This window comes from Nocardia sp. PE-7 (assembly GCF_030486425.1).
GTDB lineage: Bacteria > Actinomycetota > Actinomycetes > Mycobacteriales > Mycobacteriaceae > Nocardia > Nocardia salmonicida_A.
This window is the reverse complement of sequence record NZ_CP129614.1, coordinates 298,723-324,471: the sequence shown is the minus strand read 5'-3', so window position 1 is coordinate 324,471 and position 25,749 is coordinate 298,723. Positions and strand designations below refer to the sequence as shown.

Below are 25,749 nucleotides of genomic sequence, written 5' to 3'. Positions count from 1 at the left end.
ACCACCGGTTACGGCTGCAAGCGTTCGATCGTTGTGGTCTGCCCGTCGATCCGCACGACGATCCGGTTGTGCAACCTGCCGCGCCTGCCCTGCCAGAACTCCACCTCGTCGGGGCGCAGCAGGTAACCGCCCCAGAACGGCGGCACGGGGATGTCGTCGACGTCGGCGAAACGCGCCGTCGTCTCGGCCAGCACGCGATCGAGTTCGGCCCGCGAGGACACCGGCCGCGACTGCTGTGAGGCCCACGCGCCCAGCCGTGACTCCCGTGGCCGCGCCGCCCAATAGGCCGCGGTCACCTCGGCCGACACCCGCTCGGTCACGCCGCGCACATGCACCTGCCGCGCCAGCGCGGGCCAGACGAAGCTCGCCGCCGCGTACGGATCGGCGGCGAGCTGGGTGCCCTTGGCCGAGTCGTAGTTCGTATAGAAGGTGACGCCCTCGGGCGAGAGTCCTTTGCACAGGACCGTGCGCGCCACCGGTCGCGGCGCGGGGCCGGTCAGCGAGACCGTGGCCAGCACCATCGCGTTGGGTTCGGCGACGCCGGCGCCGCGCGCCTGCTCGATCCAGCTGCGCAGCAACGGTTCCCAGCCGCCGGCCACCCAGGTCTCGTCTAGATCGGGTTCGGTGGCCGCGACGATCAGGGGATTGCCGTAGTCGACACGCATCGCGGCGAGGTCGGGCGCGGTGGTCGCGGCGGGGTCCAGGTCACGCATAGGGGCGAGATTACTCCGCGGTACGTCCGGGTCTAGGGTTCAGAAATATCGGCATGCCCCTGCAAGGAGAGTCACCATGACTACCAGCTCGGTACCACAGGATTTCGTCAGCGGATTGGAAGGCGTGGTGGCCTTCACCACCGACATCGCCGAGCCGGACAAGGACGGCGGCGCGCTGCGATATCGCGGCGTCGACATCCAGGATCTGGTCACCGACCAGGTGACTTTCGGCGACGTGTGGGCCCTGCTGGTCGACGGTGAGTTCGGCCGCGGCCTGCCGCCCGCCGAGCCGTTCCCGCTGCCCGTGCACACCGGCGATGTGCGCGTCGACGTGCAGGCGGGCCTGGCCATGCTCGCCCCGATCTGGGGCTACGAGCCCCTGCTCGACATCGACGACGAGACCGCCCGCGAGAACCTCGCCCGCGCCTCGGTGATGGCGCTGTCGTATGTGGCGCAGTCCGCTCGCGGTATCTATCAGCCCGCCGTTCCGCAGCGCAAGATCGACGAGTGCGACACCGTCACCGAGCGGTTCATGACCCGCTGGAAGGGTGACCCGGACCCGCGCCACACCGAGGCGATCGACGCCTACTGGGTGTCGGCGGCCGAGCACGGCATGAACGCCTCCACCTTCACCGCCCGCGTGATCGCCTCCACCGGCGCCGACGTGGCGGCGTCGCTGTCGGGTGCGATCGGCGCCATGTCCGGCCCGCTGCACGGCGGCGCCCCGGCGCGCGTGCTGCCGATGATCGAGGCCGTCGAGAAGTCCGGTGACGCGCGTGCGCTGGTCAAGGGCATCCTCGACCGCAAAGAGAAGCTGATGGGCTTCGGCCACCGCGTGTACCGCGCCGAGGACCCGCGCGCCCGCGTGCTCCGCGCCACCGCCCAGCGCCTCGACGCCCCGCGCTTCGAGGTGGCCGCCGCGCTGGAGCAGGCCGCACTGGCCGAGCTGCGCGAGCGTCGCCCGGATCGCGCCATCGAGACCAATGTCGAGTTCTGGGCCGCGGTGATCCTCGACTTCGCCGAGGTTCCGGCGCACATGATGCCCGCGATGTTCACCTGTGGTCGGACCGCGGGCTGGTGCGCGCACATCCTCGAGCAGAAGCAGCTGGGCAAGCTGGTCCGCCCCGCCGCGATCTACACCGGGCCCGGCCCGCGCACCCCGGACGAAGTTCCGGGCTGGTCCACCATCTCGCAGCACTGAGTCGGCTGAACCGGGCGCCGGATCATCGACGCCCGGTTTACTCTCAGCTACTTGTCATCTCTAATGATTGATCTGCGCGTATGCGTCCGACGCGCGCAGGGTCCGGATCGGCGATAACATCCCAGCGAACATGTTCGTTAGGGGTGGATTGTGGTCAGCAACGGTTTGTCTCGACGTCGACTCTTCGGCGCCTGCGCTGCTCTGACCACCGGTTTCGCCACAGGATGTGCTGTCGCACAAGGTGATTCGGTTGCCTCCGAGGCGACGAGCCGCACCGTCCCGCCGGCGCGTGCACACCCGATCGCCACTCCCCAGGCCGTGCCGCCTCTTTCCCCCGCCCAGGTGGCGGCCCGGCACGCAGGCACGATCCCGCATCAGTGGGGCGTCGACCTGCCCGGCATCACCAGCAGCTTCCCCGCGGGCGGCAAACAGTTCGCGCTCACGCTCGACGCGTGCGGCGGGCCGGGCAACAGCGATATCGACCAGGCGCTGATCGACCTGCTGATCGCCGAGCAGGTGCCCGCCACCCTGTTTCTCAACAAACGGTGGGTCGATGCCGATCCGGATCGGGTGCGGCGGCTCGCCGCGAATCCGCTGTTCGAGCTGGCCAATCATGGGTCCGCGCACAAACCGCTGTCGGTTTCGGGGCACTCGGCCTACAAGATCGCGGGCACGGGTTCGGCCGAGGAGGCCGCGTACGAGGTGTGGGACAACCACCAACGGCTCACCGAACTCACCGGCCGCGCGCCCCGTTTCTTCCGCGCGGGCACCGCCCACTACGACGAGGTGGCGGTCGCGATCGTCAACGAATTGGGTGAGACCCCACTGGGTTTCACCGTGAATGTCGACTTCGGCGCGACCGCGTCGGCGGCCCAGGTCGAGCGCGCCATGAGAGCGGCCGCCCCCGGTGGTATCGCCTTGGCCCACATGCACCGCCCGCGCTCGGGTACTGCCGCGGGCATGGCCGCCGCGCTCCCGGCCCTGCGCGCCGCGGGCTTCACCTTCGTCCATCTCTGACGAGTCGGCACGACTCCACCGGGTGGGGCGCTAGCGGGTCAGCGCCTCGAAGTCGAGTGCGACCGAAGCTCCCCGATCGACGGTGAAGAACGCGGCCGCCAACCGGGTCCCGAGTTCGATCTGCCCGACCGCCGACAGCGGCACCGGCTGAATCAACCGCACCCGCCACGGCAGCGGCTCGTCCCGGGCCCGCATCTCCAGATCGAGCCGGAGGACCGGATCATCGCGGCCCGTGTAGTCGGCCGCGATCGGCGCCACCGCGAGCACCGTCGCCTCGGCCCGCCGCCCGTTCGCCAAGATCTTGGCCGCCGCCTTACGCCCCGACTCCGGCGCCTCCGGCACGAACAGCACCACCCGCTCCCGGTCCCCGGGGTCTACTCGACAGCCGACCACGTCACCGGTCTGCATCCACTCCAGATCCTGGCTACGCACCCGCTGCCGAACCCGCGCGTCGTAGGCCAACTCCCCCGGCACCGAAACCCGCACGCTGAATCGGTACCCACCCTCCCCACGCCGAGTCCGCACCGACAGCACACTCGCCATCGCGGGCAGCCCCCTGATCAGCAATTCCCGTCTGCCGCTCTCCGACAGCAACCCCGGCCGCCTCCCGAACGCCCAGGCACACCGGTCGAGCAGGGTCCGACCCGAGTCGGCCACAACGAGGCTCATGGCAGCAGAGTAATGCGAACGCCCTTCGCGCAAGGGCAAATTCCCCGCACTCACCGCACCGCGCGGTCAGCCGAGAGCGGCGATCCCGGCGAGGATGAAATCGATTCCGGCGAGGAATTGTTCGCGTTCGTCGTGCTCGCGCAGCTGCTCGGCGATCTGATGAGCGAACGGGAATTCCGCCGGATCGTGCTGTGTCCAGCGAGCGGCGACGGCGGCGAGGAAAGCCGAGCGGTCACCCTCCGCCACCTCGAGTCGAGCGTTCGCCGCGTTCTGCCCGGCGACGCCGAGGATGTAGTTCACCAGCGCGGACGCGGCATAGAACATCGACCGCTCGGGGACGCCGAGTATCCGCAACTGCCCGCCGATGCGCTCGTAGATCCGCAGCATCGCCGGCTGCCAGGGCACCCGGACGAGCTGGGCGCCCACCCACGGATGGACGTCGATCGCGTCGAACAGCCCGAGCGCGACGGCCCGGATCTCGGCGAAGGGCTCCGCCCTGTCGTCCGAGGTATCGAGAGCACGGGCGATGACGTCGTCGGACGCGGCGACGAGCAGATCGCCCTTGTTCTCGATATGCCAGTAGATCGCGCCGCTGCCGGTTTCCAGACGTGAAGCCAGGGCGCGGAACGTGAGCGCGCGTTCTCCGTCGGCGTCGAGGATCTCGATCGCGGCGTCCACGATCCGCTGCTTCGACAGCGCGTCGGTGCGCCGGGTGGTGCGTGGGGGACGTGTCGCCATGCACACCATCTTCACACTCCTGGAACAGCGTTCCAAACCGGCGCTATGGAACGCCATTCCAGACTGCGGAGGGGAGCACTATGACGACAGCGGTCACGATCATCGGCGTCGGCCTCACGCTCGCCCGAGTTCTCCCTGTCGACGCAATCTCCGCGACGGTCTACGAGGCCGCCCGCTGCTGGCGTTTCCCGAACAACCGTGACGAACGCGAGTGGGCCGCCTCACAGCCTCTTCCCGACCCGCCCCCGTGCGCGTACGAGCTTCGGCGGACCACTAAACTCGCCCCCATGACCAGTGCGTTCCCGACAATTCCCGCTGACCTCAAGCCCGCCGACGGACGGTTCGGCTGCGGCCCCTCCAAGGTCCGCCCGGAGCAGCTGCAGTCCCTGGTGACTGTCGGCGCCTCGGTCTTCGGCACCTCGCATCGCCAGAAGCCGGTCAAGGACGTGGTCGCCCGCGTTCGCAACGGCCTGCGTGAGCTGTTCTCCCTGCCCGACGGCTACGAGGTCGTGCTGGGCAACGGTGGCACCACCGCGTTCTGGGATGCCGCCGCCTTCGGCCTGATCCGCGAGCGTTCGCTGCACCTGACCAACGGCGAGTTCTCCTCGAAGTTCGCCTCGGTCGCCAAGGGCAACCCCTTCATCGGCGACCCGATCGTCGTCAAGGCCGAGCCGGGCAGCGCGCCCGAGCCCGTGTCGGACCCCTCGGTCGACCTCATCGGCTGGGCCCACAACGAGACCTCCACCGGTGTGTCCATCCCGGTGTCGCGTCCGGTCGGCTCGGAGAACGCCCTGATCGCCATCGACGCCACCTCCGGCGCGGGCGGCCTGCCGGTGAACATCGCCGACTCCGACGTGTACTACTTCGCCCCGCAGAAGTGCTTCGCCGCCGACGGTGGCCTGTGGATCGCGATCATGAGCCCGGCCGCGCTGGCCCGCGTCGCCGAGATCAAGGAGTCGGGTCGCTGGACTCCGGAGTTCCTGTCGCTGCCGATCGCGGTCGACAACTCCTCCAAGGACCAGACCTACAACACCCCGGCGCTGGCCACCCTGCTGCTGTTCGCCGATCAGATCGAGTGGATGAACGCCAACGGCGGCCTGGACTGGACCGTGAAGCGCACCCTGGATTCGTCCTCGCGCCTGTACTCGTGGGCCGAGTCGAGCGCGTTCGCCACCCCGTACGTGTCGAACCCGGCGCACCGCTCGCAGGTCGTGGGCACCATCGACTTCGACGACGCGGTCGACGCCGCCCAGGTCGCCAAGATCCTGCGCGCCAACGGCATCGTCGACACCGAGCCCTACCGCAAGCTGGGCCGTAACCAGCTGCGTGTGGGCATGTTCCCGGCTATCGACCCGGAAGATGTTTCGCAGCTGACCCGTTCGATCGACTGGGTCGTCGGTCAGCTCTGAGATAAGACCGACATCGGGCCGGTGTGCGGCGAACTTTTTCGGTTCGCGGCGCACCGGCCCTTCTTTGTCATGACGCACACATTCGCAATATTCGCCGAGTTTCGACAGATCTCGGTACCGAGATTTGATGTTGATCTATCACCAAAACGCCTGTACACAAGCCGAATTCGTACGGTGAGCCGCTCAGATTAGCCCCCTGGGCAGCCAAGGCGTGCGATTTAAGTCGTGCGTGTCTGCTGCCACGGCCAAGTAATGTGCACTACTGTCTAGGAAAGTGGGCGGTGTCGTAGCCGACGCGATAGGGAGGTAACGGTGCGTGAACTTCGAGTGATCGGGGTGACGCCCGACTCCACGCACATCGTGTGCAGCGACACCGAGTCCGGCACCAAGTTCCGGTTGCCCGCCGACGACAAGCTCCGCGCGGCGGCGCGCGGCGACCTCGCACGATTCGGCCAGATCGAGATCGAAACGGAGGCGACTATGCGTCCTAAAGATATTCAGGCCCGTATTCGCGCTGGAGCGTCCGTCGAGCAGGTCACGGCGGAGTCCGGGATGCCGGAATCCAAAGTCGAACGATTCGCCTACCCCGTCCTGCTCGAGCGCGCCCGCGCCGCCGAGCTGGCGCAGAAGGCGCACCCGGTGCGCCCCGACGGCCCCGCGGTGGAAACGCTGCACGAGATCGTCACCGCGGCCTTCACCGAGCGCGGCCACACCATCGAACAGGCCGAGTGGGACGCCTGGAAAGACGAAAAGGGTTTCTGGGTCGCCCAATTGCAGTGGCGCCACGGTCACTCCGAGATCGCCGCGCACTGGCGCTACCAACCCGACGCGCACGGCGGCTCGGTGTCCCCGCTCGACGATCCGGCCAACGATCTGATCGATCCCGACTTCGGCCGCGCGCTGCGTGGGCTGGCGACGATCCTGCCCACGCCGGTTCCGGCCCCCTCGCCGGTGCCGGAGCCGCCGACCTCGGTGGAGCCGCGTCCGCGCGAGCAGATCGCCGCGCCTGCGGCCCGGCCGCAGAGTCGGCCCGCGCCGAACGTGGACGAGTACTACGAGCAGCGTCAGGTCGCGGCAGGCGGTGGGACGGCGGCGATTCCGGCCGCACCCATCCCCACGGCGCCGATTCCCGCTGTCACGCCGAAACCCGCTGCCCCGATTCCCGCCGTGCCCGCCCCGCCGAGTCAGCCCGCGGCACAGCAGGAGAAGCCCGCTGAGGAGCCGGTGGCCGAGAAGCCCGCCCCGAAGCCCGCACGCACCAAGCGCGGTAAGGCGCCCATGCCCTCGTGGGAGGACGTCCTGCTGGGCGTCCGCAGCTCCGGAAACTGACGAACTCCGACATCTCGTCAGTGCAGGGGTAACTCACCGACGTGCTACCCACCTCGATCTGGCTTCGAACGCGCGCAGTGGCGGACAAGGAGGCGGAACAGTGGCTTCTACGCTCTGGTACGTCGATACCACTGATCCGGTTTCCGTCCTGAAAAGTCAGGTCGAGGCGGATCCTGTTGCGGCGGCGGCGTTGGCCGGGCAGTTGTATGCCGACCACGATGTGCGGCCACACATGGTCGGGACGCTGGCCGGGTGCGCCGCACCGGATCGGGACGAGGTCTACATCGGGTGCTATCCCGGACTGACGGTGGTGTGCACGGCCGAGGCCGCGCTGGTTCGGCCGACGAAACTGCCTGATCTGCTGGTGCGACCGCTCGCTTCCGAGCACACCTACCTCGTGTCCTATGACGCGAAACTGCACTGGGGCGCGTTCGCGCATTGGGAGCGCGGCGAATTCCGGCGGTCTTTCAGTTCCACCCGGGTGGACATTCTCGAGAACGAAGGGCTCCCGATGGTGTGGGAGCGGACGTTCTGGGCGGGTGAGCATCCGGTGCCGTGGCGGGGTGAGGACCATCCCGAACCGCAGTCGCTGCCGTTCGATCCACCGGATTTCGCCGACGCCGCCAATGCCGAATGGCTCGGTTTCCGCTACCTCGCTCCGGCCGCTCCCGGGCAGCCCTCCCCCGTCGACCTGGCGGTCTGCGGTTTCACGCTGTATCCGAAAGGCCAGGCGCCCGAACAGCGGCAATCGCCGATGGGCCGACCCGGTGCGGCGACGCGGCGCAAGCGCGGGATCTTCGGGTGGCTGTACGGCGCCGATCGGGTGGTGTAACCCTCAGCTGATCACATAGACGGTCGCGGCGATCCAGCCGAGCACCACCGCCGCGGCCGCACCGGCCAGCACCCATCGCACCACCGGCGTGAACCGCCACCGCCACGCCGTCGGGGCAACCCCACCGGCCGCCACCACGTTCACCCCGATCGCCAGCAGCGGGTTGACCGCAGCGAGCGCGCAGCCGAAGGCATACACCGCGACCCCGCCGAGCAGCGCGACCAGCACGACAACGGTGCCGCCCGCCACCCACGGCACCGAATCCGCTTGCGCCCGATACGGGCCGTCGCATTCCTGGCTCATGACCTGCGCACTCGTTCGTAGAACGCCATCGCCGCCGCGGTCGCGACATTGAGGGAATCGGTACCGGGTGACATCGGGATCCGCGCACGAATATCGGTGGCGCGCATGGCCTCTTCGGTCAGGCCAGGGCCTTCGGCGCCGAGCAGCAACGCCACCCGCTCCCCTGTCATCGCCGTCGCCAGATTGACCGCTTCGGGATTCGGCGTCAACGCGATGATCTGGAAACCCTTGTTCCGCACGAGGTCGAGACCTTCGGGCCAGGCCGGCAGTTGCGCGAACGGCACCCGGAGCACATGTCCCATCGATACCCGGACCGCCCGCCGGTAGAGCGGGTCGGCGCACCGGTCGCCGAACAGCACCGCGTCCGCACCGAGGCCCGCGGCATTGCGGAACATCGAACCCAGGTTCTCGTGATCGTTGACGCCTTCCAGCACCGCCACCGTGCGCGCGCCGTCGAGCACCTCGTCGACCGTCAAGTCCGCTGGACGCGGCGCGACGGCGAGCACGCCGCGATTGAGATGAAATCCCACCACCTCGGCCATCACCTCCGCGCTCGCGCGGTAGTACGGCAGATCTCGATCGGCGAGATCATCGGCGAGGGCCTCGAAGCGTTTCCCGACCCCGAGCAGCGCGTTCGGCGTGAAACGCGAGTCGAGCATCCGCTGCACGACCACGACGCCCTCGGCGATCACCAGACCTTTACGGCCCGGCAGGTCCGGCCTGCGGTCGGCATCGGACAGGTTACGGAAGTCGTCGACGCGCGGGTCGGTGGGGTCGTCGATATCGATCACTTCGGCCACCGGCTAATCCTGGCATGCTGGAAGCATGAAGATTGTCCAGTTGATCTTGAACGTGCTCTGGGTGGTGCTGTGCGGATTCTGGATGGCGCTGGGGTACCTGCTCGCGGCACTGATCTGTTTCATCCTGATCATCACCATCCCGTTCGGGATCGCCTCGCTACGCCTGGCCGGGTACGTGCTGTGGCCGTTCAGACGCACGGTGGTCGACAAACCGAGCGCGGGTGCGGGCTCGCTGATCGGCAATGTGATCTGGTTCATCTTCGCGGGCTGGTGGCTGGCGCTGGGCCATGTGTTCACCAGCATCGCGCTCGCGGTGACGATCATCGGGCTGCCGTTCGCCTGGGCGAACCTCAAGCTGGTGCCGCTGTCGTTGTTCCCGCTCGGCCATGACGTGGTGTCGGCCGACGCGGTGCGGTAGGCGAGCCGATCACTCCGATTCGGCGACGATCTGGTTCATGATGCCGACGGCTTCCCCGAGCACCGCGATCTGCTCGGGGCGCAGTCCGGCGAGCTGACCGGTCATCCACACCTCGCGGGCATTGGTCTCGTCGGCGATCAGCGCGCGACCGGCGGGCGAGAGCGAGACGATGATCTGCCTACCGTCGGTCGGGTGCGGTCGGCGTTGGACCAGGTCGAGGTCGGTGAGCGAGGCGATGACACGCGTCATCGACGGTGGTTGCACGCGTTCTTTGCCTGCCAGCGCGCCGGGCGTCATCGCGCCATCACGAGCCAGCGTCGCCAAAGCCGACAGCTGAGTAAGCGAGATCTGCGCGTCGGAACGGCGTCCGCGCAGATGTCTCGTGAGCCGCACGACAGCCAGCGAAAGGTCACCGGCCAGGGAGCGGACGTCCGATGGCGTTGTCACAGTGCAGAACTCTACGGTAAATCCGGCTGTGCTGACGGGTTTCACACCGCTACTGTTTGGGTATGGACGCCGGACCTGTCAGTCCCGAGATACCTCAACTGCCCCGAATCCTGGTCGACCCGCGCCCCGTCGTGCTGGCTGGCTTCGCCCTGTGGGCCATCGCGACCGTGGTCGTGTGGATGAACGCGAGTTGGGCCGATGCTCTCCCGGTGTGCCTGATGGGACTCGTGGTGGGCGTGCTGGGGTCGTCGATCTTCCTCGCGCAGCGGCGTTCCGCGCGACGCGGTGACAAAGGCGCCCAGGTGGGACTCGACACCGACTAGGCCACCTCGAATTCGTCACTGGTCCCGATGAGGGGACGGAGTGTGCCGTCGGCGCCCAAAACGTCGGCATAGTGCACGAATCGATGCGTGCCCGGTTCAGCGGTCGCCGGGATATCCCAGGTGAAGCGGGCGATCGAGACCGCTGCGCCCTCTTTGCGCCAGTGGAAGCGGACGTCCCACTCGCCCTCGTTGGCTACCCGCGCCCAGCCCGCCGCGGTCTGTCGCTGCACGTGCAGGAAGGTGTCGCCCCGGCGCGGATTGTGCTTCGGGTGGGCCGAGACGAATTCGACCGCCGCCCGCTCGCCCCGTCGACACGACGCGGGCTGGACCAGAACATCGCCGAACCCACGACCCTGCGGGGTCGCGTCGGGGCCCGGCGCGGTGGCGAAGTTCGGCTGTAGCGCGGAGACATCGCGCGGTGCGGGGCCGCGATCGACTGCCTGCCCCGCCACGAACGCCTCTGCCAGTCGCGTGAATTCCTGCACGTACCCGCACAGCGTGTAGCGGCCGAACAGCGTCGAGGCGCCCTCGTACTGTTGCGCGTCGTACTCCTCCGGCGTGGTGACATATTCGTGGTAGCTGTTCGAATAGCCCTGTAGCAGCACCTGCTCCAGCTCGACGCCGAGTACCGCCGCCACCGCGCGCCGCACGCGCAGCCCCGCGACGATCGTGAATTCTCCGCCGGCCGCGGCCAGATACAGGTCGCCGATGCGCACCAGCTGGATCGGCACCACATTGGGCACCCACGGCACCGGCGGCATCAGCCCGAGTGGGGCGAAGATCGCTTTGGGGGCTTGGGCGTCGGCGAGCCAGGCGGGGTGCGGATGGTCGATGCCGCCGAAGAAGTCGATCATCGGGTTGCGCACGCCTTCGGGAATCGGGCCGCCGGGCAGGCCGGGACCGTCCTCGACGCTGCCCGCCGCCAGGGAGACGCCCGCCGCGGCCGGGGAGGTGCGTCGCGGGGCGCCGTCGGGGGTGAAGCGGCCGTCGATCGTGAGCGCGGCGAGGTCGATGTAGCAGAGCATCGAGCCGACCTCGGCCCGTTGCGCAGCGCCCTGCGCCGCGGCCTGTTTCGCCGCGTGGTGCTGGCGTTCGCCGAGGATCCTGGTGTTGGCGAACTCGTCGGTGGTCGGTCCGTTGCCGGGCGTGAGGCCCAGATTGGGCGACATGTCACCGGCATTGGTCTGCGCGAACGCGGCGATGAAGTCGGCGCCGTCGAGGTGGCGGACGCCGTGTTCGAGGTGTTCGGCGGCGTAGCTGGCATAGCCCTTGTTGTCGGAGCTGATCAGGCGGTTCGCGTTGGTCATCGACGTGTTGTGGGTGGCGAACCAGGTGAACGCACCGACCTGACGACCTTGCCTGGCGAACTCCAACGTGGTCACCGCGGGGTCGATCGCGTCGGGGAAGACCGCGCGATCGGCGGCCGGATTGCGGTCGAAGGCCACGCGCGAACGGTTCACGCTGGCGTCGTGCAATTGCGCGCGGCCGAGGGTGATCGAACCCGGCGCGACATCCGCGTCGGCCGCGACGATCGCCTCCACGATCCCGTCGACCTCGGCATCGAAGACCTGCTGCTGAAATCCCATCGTCGCCAGCGTGTAGGCGTAGTCGTGTGCGGAGCCACCACAACTGGCATGGGTGTGCGTGGAGGTGAGGACGACATTTCGTTCGGAATACCGATCACCGAAACGGCGTGCGAGCGCCAGTAGCACCGCGCCGTGGACCGAGCCGAACACCGCACCGTTCTCCACCGCGACGAGTGCGATCCGATTTCCGCGCGCCCCGATCACGAACGCGCGGGCGCGCGGGCGCAGATGAATTCCCGCTGTGGCCTGTTCGAACTGCGAGTAGCCCATCATGCCGCATTCCGCGGCCGGACCCGTGAGGTCGGCGATACCGAGCCCGAATTCGAATCCCTCCGGATTCGCTTGTGCGACCGGCATTCCCATAGTGGAGATGACGGGCAGAGCGGTGGCACTCAGTGCCGAGGCGGCAAGCATCGTGCGGCGGGACAGGGACATCGGGCGACTCCTTCACAACTTCCATTTCGGAGACAACCACATCAACTGGTCAAATGTCCAGGATTTTCTGGCGGACCGGCGAATTGACTGTTCGTGGCATGGGCGCTTAACTCGCACAGTGTCCTCCCGATTGAGCGTCGAAGAACGACGAGCCCACCTGATCGAGGCAGCGATCGGTCTCGCCGAGAAAAAGGGCGTGGCGGGCGTGACCACGCGTGATGTCGCCCAAGCGGCCGGTGTCTCGTTAGGTGTGGTGCATTACTGTTTCGAAAACAAGGACGCGCTGATGACCGAGCTGGTCAAAGCGCTCTCAATGGAATTGCGCGATTCCGTCGATGCCGATGAATCGGTATGGGAAGACGCCGGAACAGGAAAAGAAGCACTTCAGAAATTGGTGCGCCGCGGTTTGGAACTGATGTGGCGCAACATCGAAGCTACTCCCGAACGACAGTTGCTGACCTACGAGACCACCACCTACGCGCTGCGCGAGGGTGAGTCGACACCGGCCAAGCTGGCGATCGCCCGCGAGCAGTACGGGTTCAACGACAGCACCATCGCCGATGTGATCAACCAATGCAGCGAGGCGACCGAAACGCGGTGGAACACACCGGTGCCGACGCTGAGCCGCTTCATGCTCAATGTGATCGACGGGATCGTGCTGCGCTGGCTGGTCGATGACGACAGCGAATCCGTGCAGACCCAGCTCGATCTGCTCGCCGAGATGATCACAGCCCACGCGGCGTAGGTCGACGCGGATCTATCCGCGCGGCACCTGGACGTGCACGACATCGCCTTCGCACCACCACGGGACGCGGACGGTGCCCGAGAGCGCGCCGCGCAGGTGCACTTCGAGAGTCTCGTGCAGAACCAGTTCGCCGGTGCTGTCGCTCGGGGACCACAGCTGGCGCAGCACTACGCCCAAAGGTTCTGCGGCCCAGGTGCTCCGGCGGCCGGTCCCGAGCACCTCGGCGCTGACCTCCTCCGAGACCAGCGGGAGATCGAGCAAGGTGGCCAGCGACTCGGCGTGTGCGGTGTCGCCGACGACGAGGCGTTGTGGCGGGACGACCAAGCCGAAGCAGGGCTGGTCGAGAACCATGGCGGTGCTCGCGTCGACGACGTCGCCGGACAGGGCGCGGATCTGCTCGGGAAGATCGAGTTCGCGCGGATCGAGAACCCCGGCCGCGACCGCCGCGGCAAGGCGGGCATTGGTCCGGGCGATCACTTCGGGGGCAGGGGATTTCGACGGATCGGCCAGTGCGTCGAGGAGTTCCTCGGCCAGCGCGGCCGACATGATGTCGGGGCGCACGAGCGCGGGGCGCAGCGCGTCGAGGTCGGCGCCGTCGATGCCGAATGCCGCGAACACCGTTAGGAGCCCGGCGAATTCGGTGTCGTCGGGGTGGTGGAGTCGGCCGAGCGGGATGCCGTCGATGTGGGCGTGGCGGTGCAGCCACCAGACGGTGTAGCCGTCACGATCGGCGAGCAGCGCGCGGGTGCGTGGCTCGGACAGCAAGTGGCGCAGGGCTTGCGGCCAGCGGTCGTCGTCGACCAGGTCGAGGTCGCGTACCGCGGTGAGCTCGCGGGGGTCTTCGGAAAGACTGTTCCACCAAGCCTGTTCGTCGTCGAGGTCGTGGTCGGGGCCGATCGGCTCGGGATCGGTGAGGACCGCGAAGCCCCAGCCGACACCGATCGCGCGCAACGCTTGCTCGCCGTACTCGGCGACGACGGTGTCGGCGATGGTGCCGAAGGGCGCGTCGGGCGCCAGGACCTCGGCGAGCGGGGCGCCGGGGAGCAGTAGCTCGTCGGCGGGGCTCAGCTCGCCTGTGTCGTCCGGCAATTCGAGAAGGCCGAGCCAGTCGGGCAACGAGCCGGCAGAGGCGTAGGGCGCCAGCTGGAGTACCGCGGCGACCGTGTCCGGGTCGGCCGGATCGTGCTCGAGCAGGTCGTGCAGAGCGGGATCGGTGAGCAGGTCGTCCGAACTCGCGCTGCGGGCACCGAGGCGACCGAGGAGCGGGTGCGTGGCGTCCGGGTGGACCAGGCGAGCCCAGTGCACCGGCACGGCCACCGTGAGCTGATCGTCGAGCACCACGGTGCGCGGGCCGGTGACCAACCGGCCGTCGGTCAGCGGCACGGCCAGCGCGCCGAATTCCTCGGCCGTCCTGGTATCGATTACGAACGGTTCGAGAGTCGCGTAAAACCGCCGCCACCACCGTGGTTCACGGTGCAACCCACTCGACAGTTCGGCCAGCGCGGCAGGCCCGAGCCGATGGACGTCGAGCACCGCCAGCTTGTCCTGACCGGCACGACCCGACAGCTCCGGAATCACCAGCGGGCCGGTGATCTCGGCCAGGATCGCGGCCAGTTCCGGTGTGAGATCGGGGAATACGCTCGCCCGGGTGGGCGTGCTACACGGCGAGTCCGCTGCGGCCGGTTCGTACGAGGACGACTCCGCCGACGCGAAAGGGTCGCTGTACGGTGCGGATTCGCCCGGTCCGAACGTCGTCGTGGGGTGAGAGCCGTCGGCTTCGTCAGCCGCGAACAGATCCATGAGGTCTGGGACAGCCTTGGGCACCGGCGTGGAATCAGCGGGACCGACGGAGGCGGAGATGCCGCCGGGTGCTGCCGATTCGCCCGTTGTGCCGCCGGGTTCGGCATGGTCCGGCGCGGGCTCCATGGGGTCCCACGAGTCCGCCGGTTCCGCGGTGCGGGCGGCACAGACCGGGAGCCAGGGGTTGGTGCGAAGCTCTGTGATCAGGGCTTCGCGCAGGAGAGCGTCGGCTTCGCTGCGGGCGAAGCCGGGGGTGGGGACCAGGACGAGACGGTCCCGTGGCGGGAGCGCACGGGCGAAATCCGCGTAACCCGTTGCCAATTCGGTGAGGCGGGCGCCGGGGAGGAGACGGCGGCGGTCGGGTTGCATGGGGATGTCGGCGACCAAGATCGCGGGGAGGGAGAGTTCCTCGTCGGAGCGGGTGGGGGCGCGCAGGACGTCCGGGGCGGTCGCGACGGGGCGGCCCTCGCGCAGTGGGAGCAGCCAGCGGGCCCTGGGAGTGCGGTACTGCCACCAGGTTCGGCGTGTGCCGGACGGGAGGGTGATCGTCAGCTGGGAGAGGGTGCCGGTCTCGTCGGCGGCGGTGGTGACGTTCTCCGTGGCATCGGCGGTACCAGCGAGAATGCTTATGGCGCTGGTGAATTCGTCGGATTCGATGCGGATGCGCTGTAGGGCGGGCAGTTCCAGGAGGAGGTCGGGGGCCTCGGCTCGCATGGCGTCGAGGAGGGCTGTCGCGTCGATGTCGTCGCGGAGGTGGACGACGATCTCGGTGTCGGTGCCCGCGAGTGGGGTGGTCGGCACGGGCCAGGCGAGCCGCAGGACCGGGGGCGCGATGGCGGCCAGGTCGTCGGGGATGCCGATGCCGGTGTCGTGCAAGGCGTTCAGTGTCGCCACGCGGGAGAAGCGGAGGGATCCGGTCGTCGAGCGGACCTCGATCTCGTCGCCGACGGACCGCACCGCGGTGAAGCCGACGCCGAAGCGACCCACCTGGGTGGTGTCGGCCTTTCCGGAGGCACGCAGTGCCGTCAGCGCGTGCACACCGGAAACGCTCAGCGGCGCACCGGTATTCGCGACATGCAAACGGCCGTCGAGCACCCGCACGGTCAGCGCGCCCGCGACTCCGGCCTTCGCCGCGGCGTCGGCCGCGTTCTGCGCGAGCTCGGTGAGCAACCGATCCCGGTAGCCCGCGGCCACCAGATCCGCCTCACTGGCACTGTCCTCCCGCAACCGCGTCGGCGAGTCCCGCCACGCCGCGAGTACTCCGGCCCGCAGCTGCGCAGTACCGAACGGGTCCCCCGCTCCGTTCAGCGCGACACCGACGATCCGTGCTCACTGGCGTCAGCGGACTCCATGGCCTCGGTGACCGGTGCGGCCTCGGCCGTGATGACCTCTTCGGCCGACTCCGGCAGCGCACCCTCGGCGAGCGCCGAACGCTCGGCGTCCACCGCGGCCACCGCCGCGGCCTCGGCGGTTTCCTGCTGATCGGCCGCCTGCTCCGCCGCGGCCTCGCCGACAGCGGTCAACGAGTCAGGACCCTGCTCGGTCGCGGAGACCGGAGTCGCCGGGTCGGTGATCGTTTCAGCCGCGATCTCCACAACCTCGATCGCGGGATCGGCGGTCGGCTCGGCGACAACCTCCACGACCGCCGTCGCGGCGTCGGCAGACTCAGGCGCGGCTTCGTCGACGGCCGTTGCCGGGTCTTCGGCGGCAACCTGCGACTCGGCCTCGTCGATCGCCTTCTCCACAGCCGGGCGGACGATTTCGACGAAGTCCACCGCGTGGTCGTCGAACGCCTCGTACAGCGGCGATCCGTTGCCGCTGGGGGCGACCACGTCGGAGTGGGCGCCACAGCCGTAGGCGACGTGGACGACGTGGCCGTCGGCGCCCATCGCGTTGCCGCAGACACCGAAGGACTCGCGCAGGGCGCCGGCCAGCGGCAGGTAGAAGCCGCACATGCCGCAGGTCGCCGGGGCGGCCTTGGCCATCTCGGTATCGGGGCCGAACTCGGCGAACCACCGCTCGGCGGCATCGGCACGACCTTCGACGCTGAGAACCTGCACGCGGCCGAGGCCGACCTCGCGGGCCACCTCGTCGATCACCGGATCGCCGGTGGCCACGTAGCCGGGGACCAGGCGGGGGTCGTCGGCGGACGTGGCGAGCAGGTCGCCGGGGCCGAGGTCGCCGGGGCGCACCCGCTGGTCCCACGGGATGAAATCGGGGGCGATCAGGGCATCGAGGGCAGGCAACAACGCCGACTCGCTCACCGTCGCGTGGTCGGCCCCCGGGGGCGCGGCGACCACGACGGCCCACTGCCAGCCGCGGTAGCCGGGCAGGGTCGCCTCGAACCGGTGGGTGGCCGCGGTGTCGTCCTCGGCGCTCACCCCCAGATGGACTCCTACCCCGTCGGGTTCCAACGCGACGAGCGCACGACGTGCGACCTCGGCCGCGTCGGCCAGAACGGGACGCACGCCGGACTCCGAAACAGATACTGCGCTCACGGCATACATTTTGCCGTATGAAGTGCAATCGCAGTTCGTTGGCCGTCGCAGTGCTGGTCGGTGTGCTCGGCGCGGGGGCTTGTGGCGGACCCGAAGAGCCGGGTCCGGCGCGGTTGCGCGTGGAGGTGATCAGCTCGTCACCGCACGATCCACAGGCCTTCACCCAGGGCCTGGAAGTGGTCGACGGCATTCGCTACGAGAGCACCGGCATGTGGGGCGTGTCGACCGCGCGGGCCACCGACCAGCGCACGGGCGCCGAAACAGCTCGCGTCGACCTGCCCGGCCGGGTGTTCGGCGAGGGCATGACCCGGGCGGGCGCGATCGTGTGGCAGTTGACCTGGCAGGACGGCTTCGCCATCGCCCGCGACCCGGTGACCCTCGCCGAAACCGGCCGCGCCGCCTACGAGGGCGAGGGCTGGGGTCTGTGCGCGCAGCCACACCGGTTGGTGATGAGCGACGGCACCGGCACGCTCACCTTCCGCGACCCGGTGACCTTCGCGCAGACCGGTTCGGTGACCCTGTCCGGCTATCGCGATCCGAAACCGAACGAGTTGGACTGCGCCGAAGACGGCACGGTCTACGCGAACCACTACCCGACGGACGAAATACTGCACATCGATCCCGAGACCGGACGGATTCTCGCCGTGATCGAGGCGGCCGGACTGCTCACACCCGCCGAACGAGCGGGCACCGATGTGCTCAACGGCATCGCGCACCTGCCCGGCACCGATCGTTTCCTGCTGACCGGGAAATACTGGCCGCGCATGTTCGAAGTACGTTTCGTCGACGAATAGGGGTACCCCCACCGAGTGAATCAGGACGATGTGGCCGACATTGCCTCGGCGCGAGTGAACACGCACAGCCCGAGTGCGACAGAATTGGACTTGTGACTACGCCCCGCGATCCATCCGGTCCCGACCGTGGTCGCCGGGACGGTACTGCCGCCGACCCACACCCCGGCTACGGGCAGTACCCGCCGCGCGCACCGCGCAAGGTCTTCCCCCGGCCCGAACGGCCGCTGCCCGCCGAGCCGCCGACGGGCCGGTCGAAGAGCCTGTTCCGCCGCCACCGCCCCGTCGACCCCGCCGCCCCGACCACCCCTGTGCCGACAGCGGGAAAGGCCGCGCGCGCACCGGCGGAGTATCCGAAGAGCCGACCGGTTCGCAGCGAACATCCGAGTCCGCCTGCCGACGAGCGGGGCCGACCGGCCGCACCGCGCGACGAGCGATGGCACGCCGACCCGCCGCGTGACGACCCGCGACGGTCGATCCCGGATCACGAGGTCACCGGGCCGGACGGCACCCGTCCGTTCCCGCGCGACGAAGGCGTCGACGACCCGATCAACCAGCGCGTCCCGCGCAAACTCACCGTCACCCGCGTAGCCGCGATGCGCAGCCGCGAACTCACCGAACGCGGCATCGCCACCTTCCAGCGCGCCGCCAAGGCCGACGGCGCCGATCAGTCCGGCCTGACCGCGCTCACCTACGCCACCATGGCGAACTTCGCGCTCGACGCGGCGATCGCCGTAGCCCTGGCCAACACCCTGTTCTTCGCCAGCGCCACCGCCGAATCCAAGACCAAGGTGGCCCTCTACCTACTGATCACCATCGCCCCGTTCGCGCTGATCGCGCCCCTGATCGGTCCGCTGCTCGACCGCCTGCAACGCGGTCGCAGGCTGGCGCTGGCGACGACCTTCGGCCTGCGCGCGGGTTTCGCGCTGCTGTTGATCTTCAACATCGACACCTGGGGCCTGTATCCCCTCGCCCTGTGCATGATGGTCGGCTCGAAATCCTTCGCGGTACTCAAGAGCGCGGTGACTCCGCGCGTGCTGCCACCGGATATCGACCTGGTCCGCACCAATTCCCGGCTCACCGTCTTCGGCCTGGTCGGCGGCACCATCGGCGCGGGTGCGCTGGCCGCGCTCGCCGCCATGATCGCTGGTTCCACCGGTGCGTTGATCTTCGCCACCGGCATCGCCATCGCGGGCGCGTATCTCAGCCTGCGCATTCCGAGCTGGGTCGAGGTGACCGAGGGCGAGGTCCCCGCGACGCTGACCTATCACGGCCCCGATGCCAACACCGAGGTCATCGAACGCGGCCAGGATTCCCCGGTGCCGGCGCGCAAACGGCGTCAGCCGCTGGGCCGAGCCGTGGTCACCGGCTTGTGGGGCAACAGTTCGATTCGAGTGCTCACCGGGTTCCTCACCTTCTACATCGCCTTCGTGGCCAAGGGGTCCGGCGGCAGCCCCACCGAACAGGCGGCGATGCTCGGCCTGGTCGGCGCGGCGGCGGGCATCGGCAACTTCAGCGGCAATGCGACCGGTGCCCGACTGCAACTGGGCAGACCGTCGCCGGTGGTCCTCGGCTGCACCGGCGCGTGCGCGGTGGTGGCGCTGTTCGCCGCGTTCACCGGCAACCTGTTCGGCGCCGCCGTGGCCGCGCTGGTGGCCTCGGCGGCCAGCGCGCTCGCGAAGGTATCCCTAGACGCCGCCATCCAGGACGACCTCCCACCGGAGTCGATCGCGTCCGGCTTCGGCCGCTCGGAGACCGTGCTGCAACTGAGCTGGGTCGTCGGCGGTGCGGCCGGTGTGTTGATGCCGATCGAGTACTGGAAGGGTTTCGCGTTGATCAGCGTGATCCTGTTGGTCGGTCTGCTGCAGACGTTCGTCAGCTATACCGGGCACTCGCTGCTGCCGGGTCTGGGCGGCAATCGCCCCCAGCACGTGGAGCAGGAAGTGCCCAACACCCATCCGAGAGGGACAGGAGACCCCACCTGGTGAGCAAGCTCAACGCTCGAACGATCGTCGCGCTGGTCGCGGCCGGACTGTTCGCCGTCGTCGCGGTGACCGCGGGGCTGGTGGCCTTCGCTGTGTCGAAGGCGCCCGCGCACAATCCGCAGCTCACCGCGTACGCGCACGGAACGACCATCACCGTCGACCCGTTCATGTACTGCACGGTCAGGATGGAGGACTGCCGCTACGGCGAAACCGCGCCGCTCGTGGTCCCCGCCGGTGAACCCGTGCAGCTCTCGCTGCCCGACGCGGTCTCCCAATCACCCTGGCTCATCCAGCTGATCTACCAGCGTCCCAGCGGCGAACAGCTGGACCGGGTACTCAGTTTCGCCGATTACCCCGACCGCGCCAGGGCATTGACCATCGAGTCGAATCCCGAACCCGGCCTGCGCCTGATCGGCATCGAAGTACAGCTGCCGATCCTGGCCCGCGATGTCGCCACCGGCCGGGAAACCTATATCCCCCACGCCGCCTGGTCGATCGTCACTCCCGAACCGGAACCGCGCGAACCCTGAGCCGGAAAACGAGACCGGCCCCGAACGCAGGCGTTCGGGGCCGGTCTCGTCGAAACTCAGTGGTCGAGTTCGCGAGCCACGGCTCGCACGACCTCGGAAATCCGCTGGGACATCTTGCGATCCGGGTACTTGCCCCGCCGCAGGTCCGGCTGCACGGTGCTCTCCAGCAGCGTGATCATGTCCTCGACCAGGCCGTGCAGTTCGTCGGGCGACTTGCGCGGCCCGGCGTCCTTGCGCGCGGGCATCTGCCCACGGTCACGATCGCGGGCGACGGTCGGCGGCGCCTCCAGCACCGTCACGCTGAGCGCCTGCGGCCCACGGCGACCGGCGGCCATGCCGAATTCGACACGCTGTCCGGGCTTGAGTCCCTCGACGCCCTCGGGCAGTGCGGACGAGCGCACATAAACGTCCTCGCCCTCGTCTTGAGACAGGAAGCCGAAGCCCTTCTCGACGTCGTACCACTTCACCCGGCCGGTCGGCACTGCGCTCACCCGTTCATCATTCGGCACCCGAACCCTTGTGGCCCGGGTTACACACTTTTGCTTGTCGCGAAAAGAACGCGCCCCCCAACAAGGCGGGACGCGATGTGGTGCGAGTCTACCCCGGTGGCTATAACGCGAGCACATCAGTTTTACGGTTCACCGGTGACGAACTCACCAGATCCTGCCTCGCCCGGTCCTCGACGCTCCGGCGATCGTCTCCTGCACGTGGCCCTCGCCCTGTTCGGCATCGGAATCCTGGGGGTGATCGGGATCTTCGTGACGCCGATCGTGTCCGACAGCGATCCGGGTCTGTGGCTGTACGGCCTGGCGATGCTCGCGCCGGTCGGCTTCCTGCTCGCGCTGATATTCGCGCTGTGGTCGGGCCGACGCGCACGTTGATGCGTCAACCGGGTACCCCACGAAATACTTTCCAGGCAAACATGTGATCTTCGTCACATAACAGTCCGGTTACGAAGTGAACGCACAGCCGTCGCGCACATTCCCCACCGCGACTACCTGCGCGGACACATCAGGGATCACCCTGAGACGACCCCGAGACCCACCGGGACCCGCCGGTTACCAAATAGTGACATTCGCCGCTGACCGTCGTACCGTTTCTCTCAGCCGGGGTAACCCCCGGAACCACCGGCCCGCCGCACCGAACCTCACCCCGCGGGTACCGGACCCCGATTGGAAACAAGGGATGAGGGCGGACCGGGAGACCTCTCAGTCCGGGCCACATGCAGGTGCGAACGAGAGGAAGAAACCCGATATGAGTGGACGCCACCGCAAGCCGACTTCCACCGGGCGCGCTGCTGCCAAGGTCGCCGTCACCGGCGCTATCTTCGGTACCGCAGCCGCAGCCCTCGCCGGAAACGCCAGCGCGGCCCCTGACTCCGACTGGGATCGCCTCGCACAGTGTGAAGCCGGCGGCAACTGGGGTATCAACACCGGCAACGGCTACCAGGGTGGGCTGCAGTTCTCGCCCTCCACCTGGACCGCGCACGGTGGTGGCGAATACGCCGCCTCCGCCAACCAGGCAACCCGCGAACAGCAGATCGTGGTCGCCGAAAAGGTTCTCGCTTCCCAGGGTTGGGGCGCTTGGCCTTCTTGCTCGTCGCAGCTGGGTCTGAGCAGCGGACCGTCCGAGCGTATCGCTCCCTCGACGCCGAGCTGGGCCCCGCAGGTCAACGTGCCGCAGGTCCAGGATCCGAGCCAGGAAGTGTTCTCGGCCGTCGACCGCGCACTCACCGTCGTGCAGCAGCAGGGCATCGCCGTGCCGCAGCAGGCTCTCGACTTCGTCAACTCCGCCAAGGGTTCTCAGCTGGACCCGGCCGTGATCGACTTCTTCCAGGCGAACAAGGGTCTGCTGCCCTCCTGATCGTTCGGATTCCGCACAGCGTCCGCACACATAACAAGAGCCCGCATCCTCGAGGATGCGGGCTCTTGTCTTTCTCGTCCGAATTACACCCGGTTGATGGTGGTCTGGGGGTGCACGTACGGCAGCGATGCGGCCGGGACGGGAAACTCGGTGTCCTCACCGAAAGGCGAGAGATTACCGGCACGGGTCGACGACAGTTCGGTCACGGCGTGCTCGCCGTCGGCCACCTCGGGCCAGCCGTTGTCGACGTAGGGTTTCTTCGATTTGTTCACCACCGGCTCATTCTGGCATACCCAACACAGTGCCCATCAGCGGCTGGCGCCGCAGTTCTCGGCCCCGGGGCCTCGATCTCGCCTCCCTCTGGGCACTCCTTCGTCGCACCCTCCGCTCGGTCCAGATCACGGCGGCCGAGAACTGTAGGCTCGATCGGTGATCGCGACAGACTCTCTCGCCGATTGGCTCGGTGCGCGCACCGATGCCCAGCTGGTGAAATTGCTGCAGTTGCGGCCCGACCTGGCGGTGCCGCTGCCCGCGTCGATGTCGGTGCTCGCGGTGCGCGCTCAGCAGCGCGCGTCGGTGTTACGGGCCGCCGACGACCTCGACACCCTAGAGTTCGCGGTCATCGAGGCGCTCACCGCCAATGAGGACGCCCGCACCATAGGCGCCGAACTCACCCCGCTCACCCGTACCACCCTGCACGCGCAGCTCAAGGATCGCGTCACCAAGACCGCGCTCACCGCCGCGCTGACCCGGCTGTTCGACCGCGCACTCGTCTGGCAGGTCGGCGACGACCTCGACCTCACCCCCAGCGCCGCCGAAGCCCTCCCCTGGCCGCTCGGTGCGACGACAGCGCTCCCCGACGCCCTCACCGAGCCGGAGGTCACCGCCGCGCTGGCCGCGGCCGCCCCGCCCGAACGCGCGCTGCTGGACAAACTCGCGACCACCGGCCCGCGCGGTCGCACCAGGGATGCCGCGCCCGGCACCGACCCCGATCGCCCGGTGCCGCGCCTGCTCGCCGCGCGGCTGCTGCACTGGATCGACGACGAGACCGTGGAGTTGCCCGTCACCGTCGGGCAGGTCCTGCGCGGCGAACCCGTCACCGACCCGCACGCGCTGGCCCCGCCCAAACCCGCACTCGTCAAGAACGCCGCCACCGAGGTGAATGCCGTGGGCGCGGGCGAGGTTGGCGAACTGCTGCGCGATGCAGGCGATCTGATCGACGCCCTCGGCAACCTACCCGCCCCTTCCCTGCGCGCAGGCGGGCTCGGCGTGCGCGAATTGCGCAGACTGGCCAAACAGACCGGCATCGACGAACAACGCACCGGCCTGCTGCTCGAATTGCTGGCCGCCGCGAAACTCGTCGAAAAGGGCCTGCCGGAGCCGACGCCCGACCTCGACTCCACCGACGACTTCTGGGCGCCGACGCCCGCCGCGGATGCCTGGTTCGACGCCCCGCCCTCGACCCGCTGGGTGACGCTGGCGCAGGCGTGGCTGGAACTGGATCGGATGCCGTGGATGATCGGCCTGCGCGATGCCGCCGACAAGCCGATCGCGGCCCTGTCGGCGGAGCTGCGCGTCCCGCACGCGGTGCGTGACCGCGCGGCGATCCTCGGCCTGCTCGCCGAGTACCCGACCGGCACCGCCGTGACGCCCGCCGACATCGGCAAGCTGCTGGCCTGGCGGATGCCACGCCGCCGCAGGCATTTCCGCCTCGCCGCCGTCACCGCCACGCTCGCCGAAGCGGCGGTCGTCGGCCTGTTGGGCCGCGGCGCTCTCGACTCCGCCGCCAGGGCTCTGCTGCACGGTTCGATCGCCGACGCCGAATCGGAGATGGCCGCGGCGCTGCCGAAACCGGTCGACCACGTCCTGGTCCAGGCCGACCTGACCGTGATCGCGCCAGGCCCGCTGGTCCCCGAACTGCGCGGCAAGATCGCCCTGGTGGCCAACGTCGAATCGGCGGGCGCCGCGACGGTGTACCGGGTCAGCGACGCCACGGTCCGGCGCGCCCTCGACGCCGGTCTCACCGCCGCCGAACTCCACGCTCTGTTCGCCACTCACTCCCGCACCCCCGTGCCGCAGTCGCTGACCTACCTCATCGACGATGTGGCCCGCCGCCACGGCCAACTCCGGGTCGGCATGGCCCAGTCCTTCCTGCGCAGCGACGACCCCGCGCTGCTGGCCCAGGTCCTCGCCGCCCCGGTAGCCGAAACCCTGGCACTACGCGCGATCGCCCCCACCGTGGCGATAGCCCTTGCGCCGCTGAACGAAATGCTCGACCAACTCCGCAAAGCGGGCTTCGCTCCCGCGGGTGAGGATTCCGGCGGCGCCATCGTCGACCTGCGCCCCCGAGGCGCGAGGATCTCGGTCCGCCCCCTGGCCCGCAGGCCGTACCGCCCGATCCCGCCGAACGACGACCAACTCTCCCAGTTGGTCACCGAACTCCGCGCGGGCGAACGCGCGGCGGGTGCCCGCACCGGCCGCGCGGTCCGCACCGACGGCAGCCGCACCGGCACCGCGGCCACCCTCGCCCTGCTCCAACTGGCAGCGCGAGTAGGCCGCCCGGTGAACATCGGCTACGTGGACGCCCAGGGCGTAGCCACCCAGCGAGTGGTCGAGCCGCTGCGCGTGGGCAACGGCCAACTGGACGCGGTGGACCCGGTCAGCGGGGCCACCCGCCACTTCACCCTCCACCGAATCGCGTCGGTGGCCCTGCTCGATTAGGGCTTCGCCAGGCAGAAGGTGGTCTTCGGATCGGGCACCGTCCGAAACTGCGTGGCGTCCACCCCGCACAGCAGTTCATCGGTCTGCCCGTCGATCCGCTTGACCACCTTGAACGTGGCCTCGGGCGCGGTACAGGCGACAGACTCCGCCGGCCGCTTGCCCGCATCCGCGTAGCAGCTGCCCTCGGCGAAGTTGGGCGCCAAGCACAGGGTGTTCTTCGCGTCCCCGACCGTGCCGTTGAAGGCGGCGTTGTCGGCCGCGCAGTCCGCCGAGCCGACCTTCGCGATCCGGTAGCTGGACTTCGCCGACGAGCAGTCGCCGACCGTCGCCTTCATCGCGTCGGCGGCGTTGTCACTGACCTCCACGCACGACCCCACCGCGACAGCACCGGCCGACGACGAGTCATCGGACGAGCACGAAACCACCGCGCCGACCAGGGCCATCGCGGCCACCGGGCCGAGCACGATCCGCGCCAACAGCCGCTTCTCCGGGAAAATCACTGAAAACCTCACTCACCGAACGGTTCAGGGTGAACACAACGTCGGTGACGATACCCAAGTGCCCCGAGCCCGCGCTCCCCCGTCGAGCAAGCTGTC

At 68.8% G+C, this 25,749-nt stretch carries 25 protein-coding genes and 1 pseudogene; 14 read left to right on the top strand and 12 right to left on the bottom strand.

The genetic code is table 11. From position 1 onward, the window contains the following. Positions 1–8: 8 nt before the first annotated feature. On the bottom strand, positions 9–713 hold the full coding sequence (pdxH, locus tag QX204_RS01625) for a pyridoxamine 5'-phosphate oxidase (protein WP_301904855.1): 705 nt from the start codon (positions 711–713) through the stop codon (positions 9–11). Positions 714–789: 76 nt separating this feature from the next. Between pdxH and QX204_RS01620 the strand changes: the two genes are divergently transcribed. Together QX204_RS01620 and QX204_RS01615 are read left to right on the top strand one after the other, a co-directional pair. Further along, complete coding sequence (locus QX204_RS01620; protein WP_101464507.1) at positions 790–1,914, top strand: citrate synthase 2; 1,125 nt, start codon at positions 790–792, stop codon at positions 1,912–1,914. Between the two features lie 318 nt (positions 1,915–2,232). After that, positions 2,233–2,931, top strand: a complete 699-nt coding sequence (locus QX204_RS01615) for a polysaccharide deacetylase family protein (protein WP_301904854.1) — start codon at positions 2,233–2,235, stop codon at positions 2,929–2,931. Between the two features lie 30 nt (positions 2,932–2,961). Here the strand turns inward: QX204_RS01615 and QX204_RS01610 are convergent, their stop codons facing one another. Continuing rightward, entirely contained in the window at positions 2,962–3,600 is a 639-nt protein-coding gene (locus QX204_RS01610; protein WP_301904853.1) for a hypothetical protein, read from the bottom strand. A gap of 66 nt (positions 3,601–3,666) precedes the next feature. Then, positions 3,667–4,338 (bottom strand): TetR/AcrR family transcriptional regulator, encoded by a 672-nt coding sequence (locus QX204_RS01605; RefSeq protein WP_301904852.1) that lies wholly within the window; start codon positions 4,336–4,338, stop codon positions 3,667–3,669. Between the two features lie 287 nt (positions 4,339–4,625). Here QX204_RS01605 and serC point away from each other — a divergent pair, with 287 nt between their 5' ends. From serC to QX204_RS01590, 3 genes are all read left to right on the top strand, one after another. Next, positions 4,626–5,747 carry a phosphoserine transaminase gene (gene serC, locus QX204_RS01600; protein ID WP_301904851.1) on the top strand — a complete coding sequence of 374 codons (1,122 nt, stop codon included), beginning with the start codon at positions 4,626–4,628 and terminating at the stop codon, positions 5,745–5,747. 312 nt (positions 5,748–6,059) lie between these two features. Continuing rightward, the gene (sepH, locus tag QX204_RS01595; protein ID WP_301904850.1) at positions 6,060–7,076 is read left to right on the top strand and encodes a septation protein SepH; all 1,017 of its coding nucleotides are present in this window, start codon (positions 6,060–6,062) and stop codon (positions 7,074–7,076) included. Between the two features lie 100 nt (positions 7,077–7,176). Continuing rightward, positions 7,177–7,908, top strand: a complete 732-nt coding sequence (locus QX204_RS01590) for a DUF6928 family protein (protein ID WP_301904849.1) — start codon at positions 7,177–7,179, stop codon at positions 7,906–7,908. 3 nt (positions 7,909–7,911) lie between these two features. Here the strand turns inward: QX204_RS01590 and QX204_RS01585 are convergent, their stop codons facing one another. Together QX204_RS01585 and QX204_RS01580 are read right to left on the bottom strand one after the other, a co-directional pair. Beyond that, complete coding sequence (locus QX204_RS01585) at positions 7,912–8,211, bottom strand: DUF2537 domain-containing protein (protein WP_062982555.1); 300 nt, start codon at positions 8,209–8,211, stop codon at positions 7,912–7,914. Next, a complete protein-coding gene (locus QX204_RS01580) occupies positions 8,208–9,011 on the bottom strand; it encodes a TrmH family RNA methyltransferase (RefSeq protein WP_301904848.1) in 804 nt (267 codons plus the stop codon). The genes QX204_RS01585 and QX204_RS01580 overlap by 4 nt, the downstream gene beginning before the upstream one ends. Before the next feature lie 25 nt (positions 9,012–9,036). On the opposite strand from QX204_RS01580, the gene QX204_RS01575 reads away from it, so the two are divergent. After that, complete coding sequence (locus QX204_RS01575; RefSeq protein WP_301904847.1) at positions 9,037–9,429, top strand: YccF domain-containing protein; 393 nt, start codon at positions 9,037–9,039, stop codon at positions 9,427–9,429. Between the two features lie 9 nt (positions 9,430–9,438). On the opposite strand, the gene QX204_RS01570 is transcribed toward QX204_RS01575, so the two are convergent. After that, a complete protein-coding gene (locus tag QX204_RS01570; RefSeq protein ID WP_056818616.1) occupies positions 9,439–9,876 on the bottom strand; it encodes a MarR family winged helix-turn-helix transcriptional regulator in 438 nt (145 codons plus the stop codon). Between the two features lie 62 nt (positions 9,877–9,938). Between QX204_RS01570 and QX204_RS01565 the strand changes: the two genes are divergently transcribed. After that, the gene (locus QX204_RS01565; RefSeq protein WP_301904846.1) at positions 9,939–10,199 is read left to right on the top strand and encodes a DUF2530 domain-containing protein; all 261 of its coding nucleotides are present in this window, start codon (positions 9,939–9,941) and stop codon (positions 10,197–10,199) included. Here the strand turns inward: QX204_RS01565 and QX204_RS01560 are convergent. Further along, on the bottom strand, positions 10,196–12,142 hold the full coding sequence (locus tag QX204_RS01560; protein WP_367620151.1) for a neutral/alkaline ceramidase: 1,947 nt from the start codon (positions 12,140–12,142) through the stop codon (positions 10,196–10,198). The two genes, QX204_RS01565 and QX204_RS01560, sit on opposite strands and share 4 nt — an antisense overlap. Positions 12,143–12,155: 13 nt before the next feature. On the opposite strand from QX204_RS01560, the gene QX204_RS01555 reads away from it, so the two are divergent. Then, on the top strand, positions 12,156–12,965 hold the full coding sequence (locus tag QX204_RS01555; RefSeq protein ID WP_301904844.1) for a TetR/AcrR family transcriptional regulator: 810 nt from the start codon (positions 12,156–12,158) through the stop codon (positions 12,963–12,965). Between the two features lie 12 nt (positions 12,966–12,977). On the opposite strand, the gene QX204_RS01550 is transcribed toward QX204_RS01555, so the two are convergent. Both QX204_RS01550 and QX204_RS01545 read right to left on the bottom strand, forming a co-directional pair. Then, positions 12,978–16,037, bottom strand: coding sequence for a sacsin N-terminal ATP-binding-like domain-containing protein (locus QX204_RS01550; protein WP_301908223.1), 3,060 nt, complete (start codon positions 16,035–16,037; stop codon positions 12,978–12,980). A 497-nt stretch (positions 16,038–16,534) separates the two neighbouring features. Then, positions 16,535–17,272, bottom strand: a pseudogene (locus tag QX204_RS01545) (DUF3027 domain-containing protein); the annotation flags it as partial. Positions 17,273–17,280: 8 nt separating this feature from the next. Between QX204_RS01545 and QX204_RS01540 the strand changes: the two are divergent. The 3 genes from QX204_RS01540 (at position 17,281) to QX204_RS01530 (ending at position 20,569) form a co-directional block, all read left to right on the top strand. Continuing rightward, the gene (locus QX204_RS01540; RefSeq protein ID WP_301904843.1) at positions 17,281–18,057 is read left to right on the top strand and encodes a glutaminyl-peptide cyclotransferase; all 777 of its coding nucleotides are present in this window, start codon (positions 17,281–17,283) and stop codon (positions 18,055–18,057) included. A gap of 92 nt (positions 18,058–18,149) precedes the next feature. Continuing rightward, positions 18,150–20,042: an MFS transporter gene (locus QX204_RS01535; RefSeq protein WP_301904842.1), complete on the top strand. Its 1,893-nt coding sequence runs from the start codon at positions 18,150–18,152 to the stop codon at positions 20,040–20,042. Then, a complete protein-coding gene (locus QX204_RS01530) occupies positions 20,039–20,569 on the top strand; it encodes a DUF2771 domain-containing protein (protein WP_301904841.1) in 531 nt (176 codons plus the stop codon). Before QX204_RS01535 ends, QX204_RS01530 begins: the two co-directional genes overlap by 4 nt. A gap of 56 nt (positions 20,570–20,625) precedes the next feature. Here QX204_RS01530 and QX204_RS01525 read toward each other — a convergent pair whose 3' ends face one another. Beyond that, a complete protein-coding gene (locus QX204_RS01525; RefSeq protein ID WP_056818628.1) occupies positions 20,626–21,051 on the bottom strand; it encodes a cold-shock protein in 426 nt (141 codons plus the stop codon). Positions 21,052–21,213: 162 nt separating this feature from the next. Between QX204_RS01525 and QX204_RS01520 the strand changes: the two genes are divergently transcribed. Then, positions 21,214–21,450, top strand: a complete 237-nt coding sequence (locus QX204_RS01520; protein WP_301904840.1) for a hypothetical protein — start codon at positions 21,214–21,216, stop codon at positions 21,448–21,450. A 373-nt stretch (positions 21,451–21,823) separates the two neighbouring features. After that, positions 21,824–22,432: a transglycosylase family protein gene (locus tag QX204_RS01515; RefSeq protein WP_301904839.1), complete on the top strand. Its 609-nt coding sequence runs from the start codon at positions 21,824–21,826 to the stop codon at positions 22,430–22,432. A gap of 83 nt (positions 22,433–22,515) precedes the next feature. Here QX204_RS01515 and QX204_RS01510 read toward each other — a convergent pair whose 3' ends face one another. Next, positions 22,516–22,707, bottom strand: coding sequence for a hypothetical protein (locus tag QX204_RS01510; RefSeq protein WP_062982571.1), 192 nt, complete (start codon positions 22,705–22,707; stop codon positions 22,516–22,518). Between the two features lie 154 nt (positions 22,708–22,861). On the opposite strand from QX204_RS01510, the gene QX204_RS01505 reads away from it, so the two are divergent. Beyond that, complete coding sequence (locus QX204_RS01505) at positions 22,862–25,153, top strand: helicase-associated domain-containing protein (RefSeq protein ID WP_301904838.1); 2,292 nt, start codon at positions 22,862–22,864, stop codon at positions 25,151–25,153. On the opposite strand, the gene QX204_RS01500 is transcribed toward QX204_RS01505, so the two are convergent. After that, positions 25,150–25,665, bottom strand: a complete 516-nt coding sequence (locus tag QX204_RS01500; RefSeq protein ID WP_301904837.1) for an LppU/SCO3897 family protein — start codon at positions 25,663–25,665, stop codon at positions 25,150–25,152. The two genes, QX204_RS01505 and QX204_RS01500, sit on opposite strands and share 4 nt — an antisense overlap. Positions 25,666–25,749: the final 84 nt, after the last annotated feature.

Bases quoted from the DNA above. Each gene is read 5' to 3' on its own strand.
- pdxH (WP_301904855.1), bottom strand. From the start codon at position 713: ATGCGTGACCTGGACCCCGCCGCGACCACCGCGCCCGACCTCGCCGCG.
- QX204_RS01620 (WP_101464507.1), top strand. From the start codon at position 790: ATGACTACCAGCTCGGTACCACAGGATTTCGTCAGCGGATTGGAAGGC.
- QX204_RS01610 (WP_301904853.1), bottom strand. From the start codon at position 3,600: ATGAGCCTCGTTGTGGCCGACTCGGGTCGGACCCTGCTCGACCGGTGT.
- QX204_RS01605 (WP_301904852.1), bottom strand. From the start codon at position 4,338: ATGGCGACACGTCCCCCACGCACCACCCGGCGCACCGACGCGCTGTCG.
- serC (WP_301904851.1), top strand. From the start codon at position 4,626: ATGACCAGTGCGTTCCCGACAATTCCCGCTGACCTCAAGCCCGCCGAC.
- QX204_RS01585 (WP_062982555.1), bottom strand. From the start codon at position 8,211: ATGAGCCAGGAATGCGACGGCCCGTATCGGGCGCAAGCGGATTCGGTG.
- QX204_RS01575 (WP_301904847.1), top strand. From the start codon at position 9,037: ATGAAGATTGTCCAGTTGATCTTGAACGTGCTCTGGGTGGTGCTGTGC.
- QX204_RS01565 (WP_301904846.1), top strand. From the start codon at position 9,939: ATGGACGCCGGACCTGTCAGTCCCGAGATACCTCAACTGCCCCGAATC.
- QX204_RS01560 (WP_367620151.1), bottom strand. From the start codon at position 12,142: ATGCCGGTCGCACAAGCGAATCCGGAGGGATTCGAATTCGGGCTCGGT.
- QX204_RS01555 (WP_301904844.1), top strand. From the start codon at position 12,156: ATGACGGGCAGAGCGGTGGCACTCAGTGCCGAGGCGGCAAGCATCGTG.
- QX204_RS01540 (WP_301904843.1), top strand. From the start codon at position 17,281: ATGAAGTGCAATCGCAGTTCGTTGGCCGTCGCAGTGCTGGTCGGTGTG.
- QX204_RS01515 (WP_301904839.1), top strand. From the start codon at position 21,824: ATGAGTGGACGCCACCGCAAGCCGACTTCCACCGGGCGCGCTGCTGCC.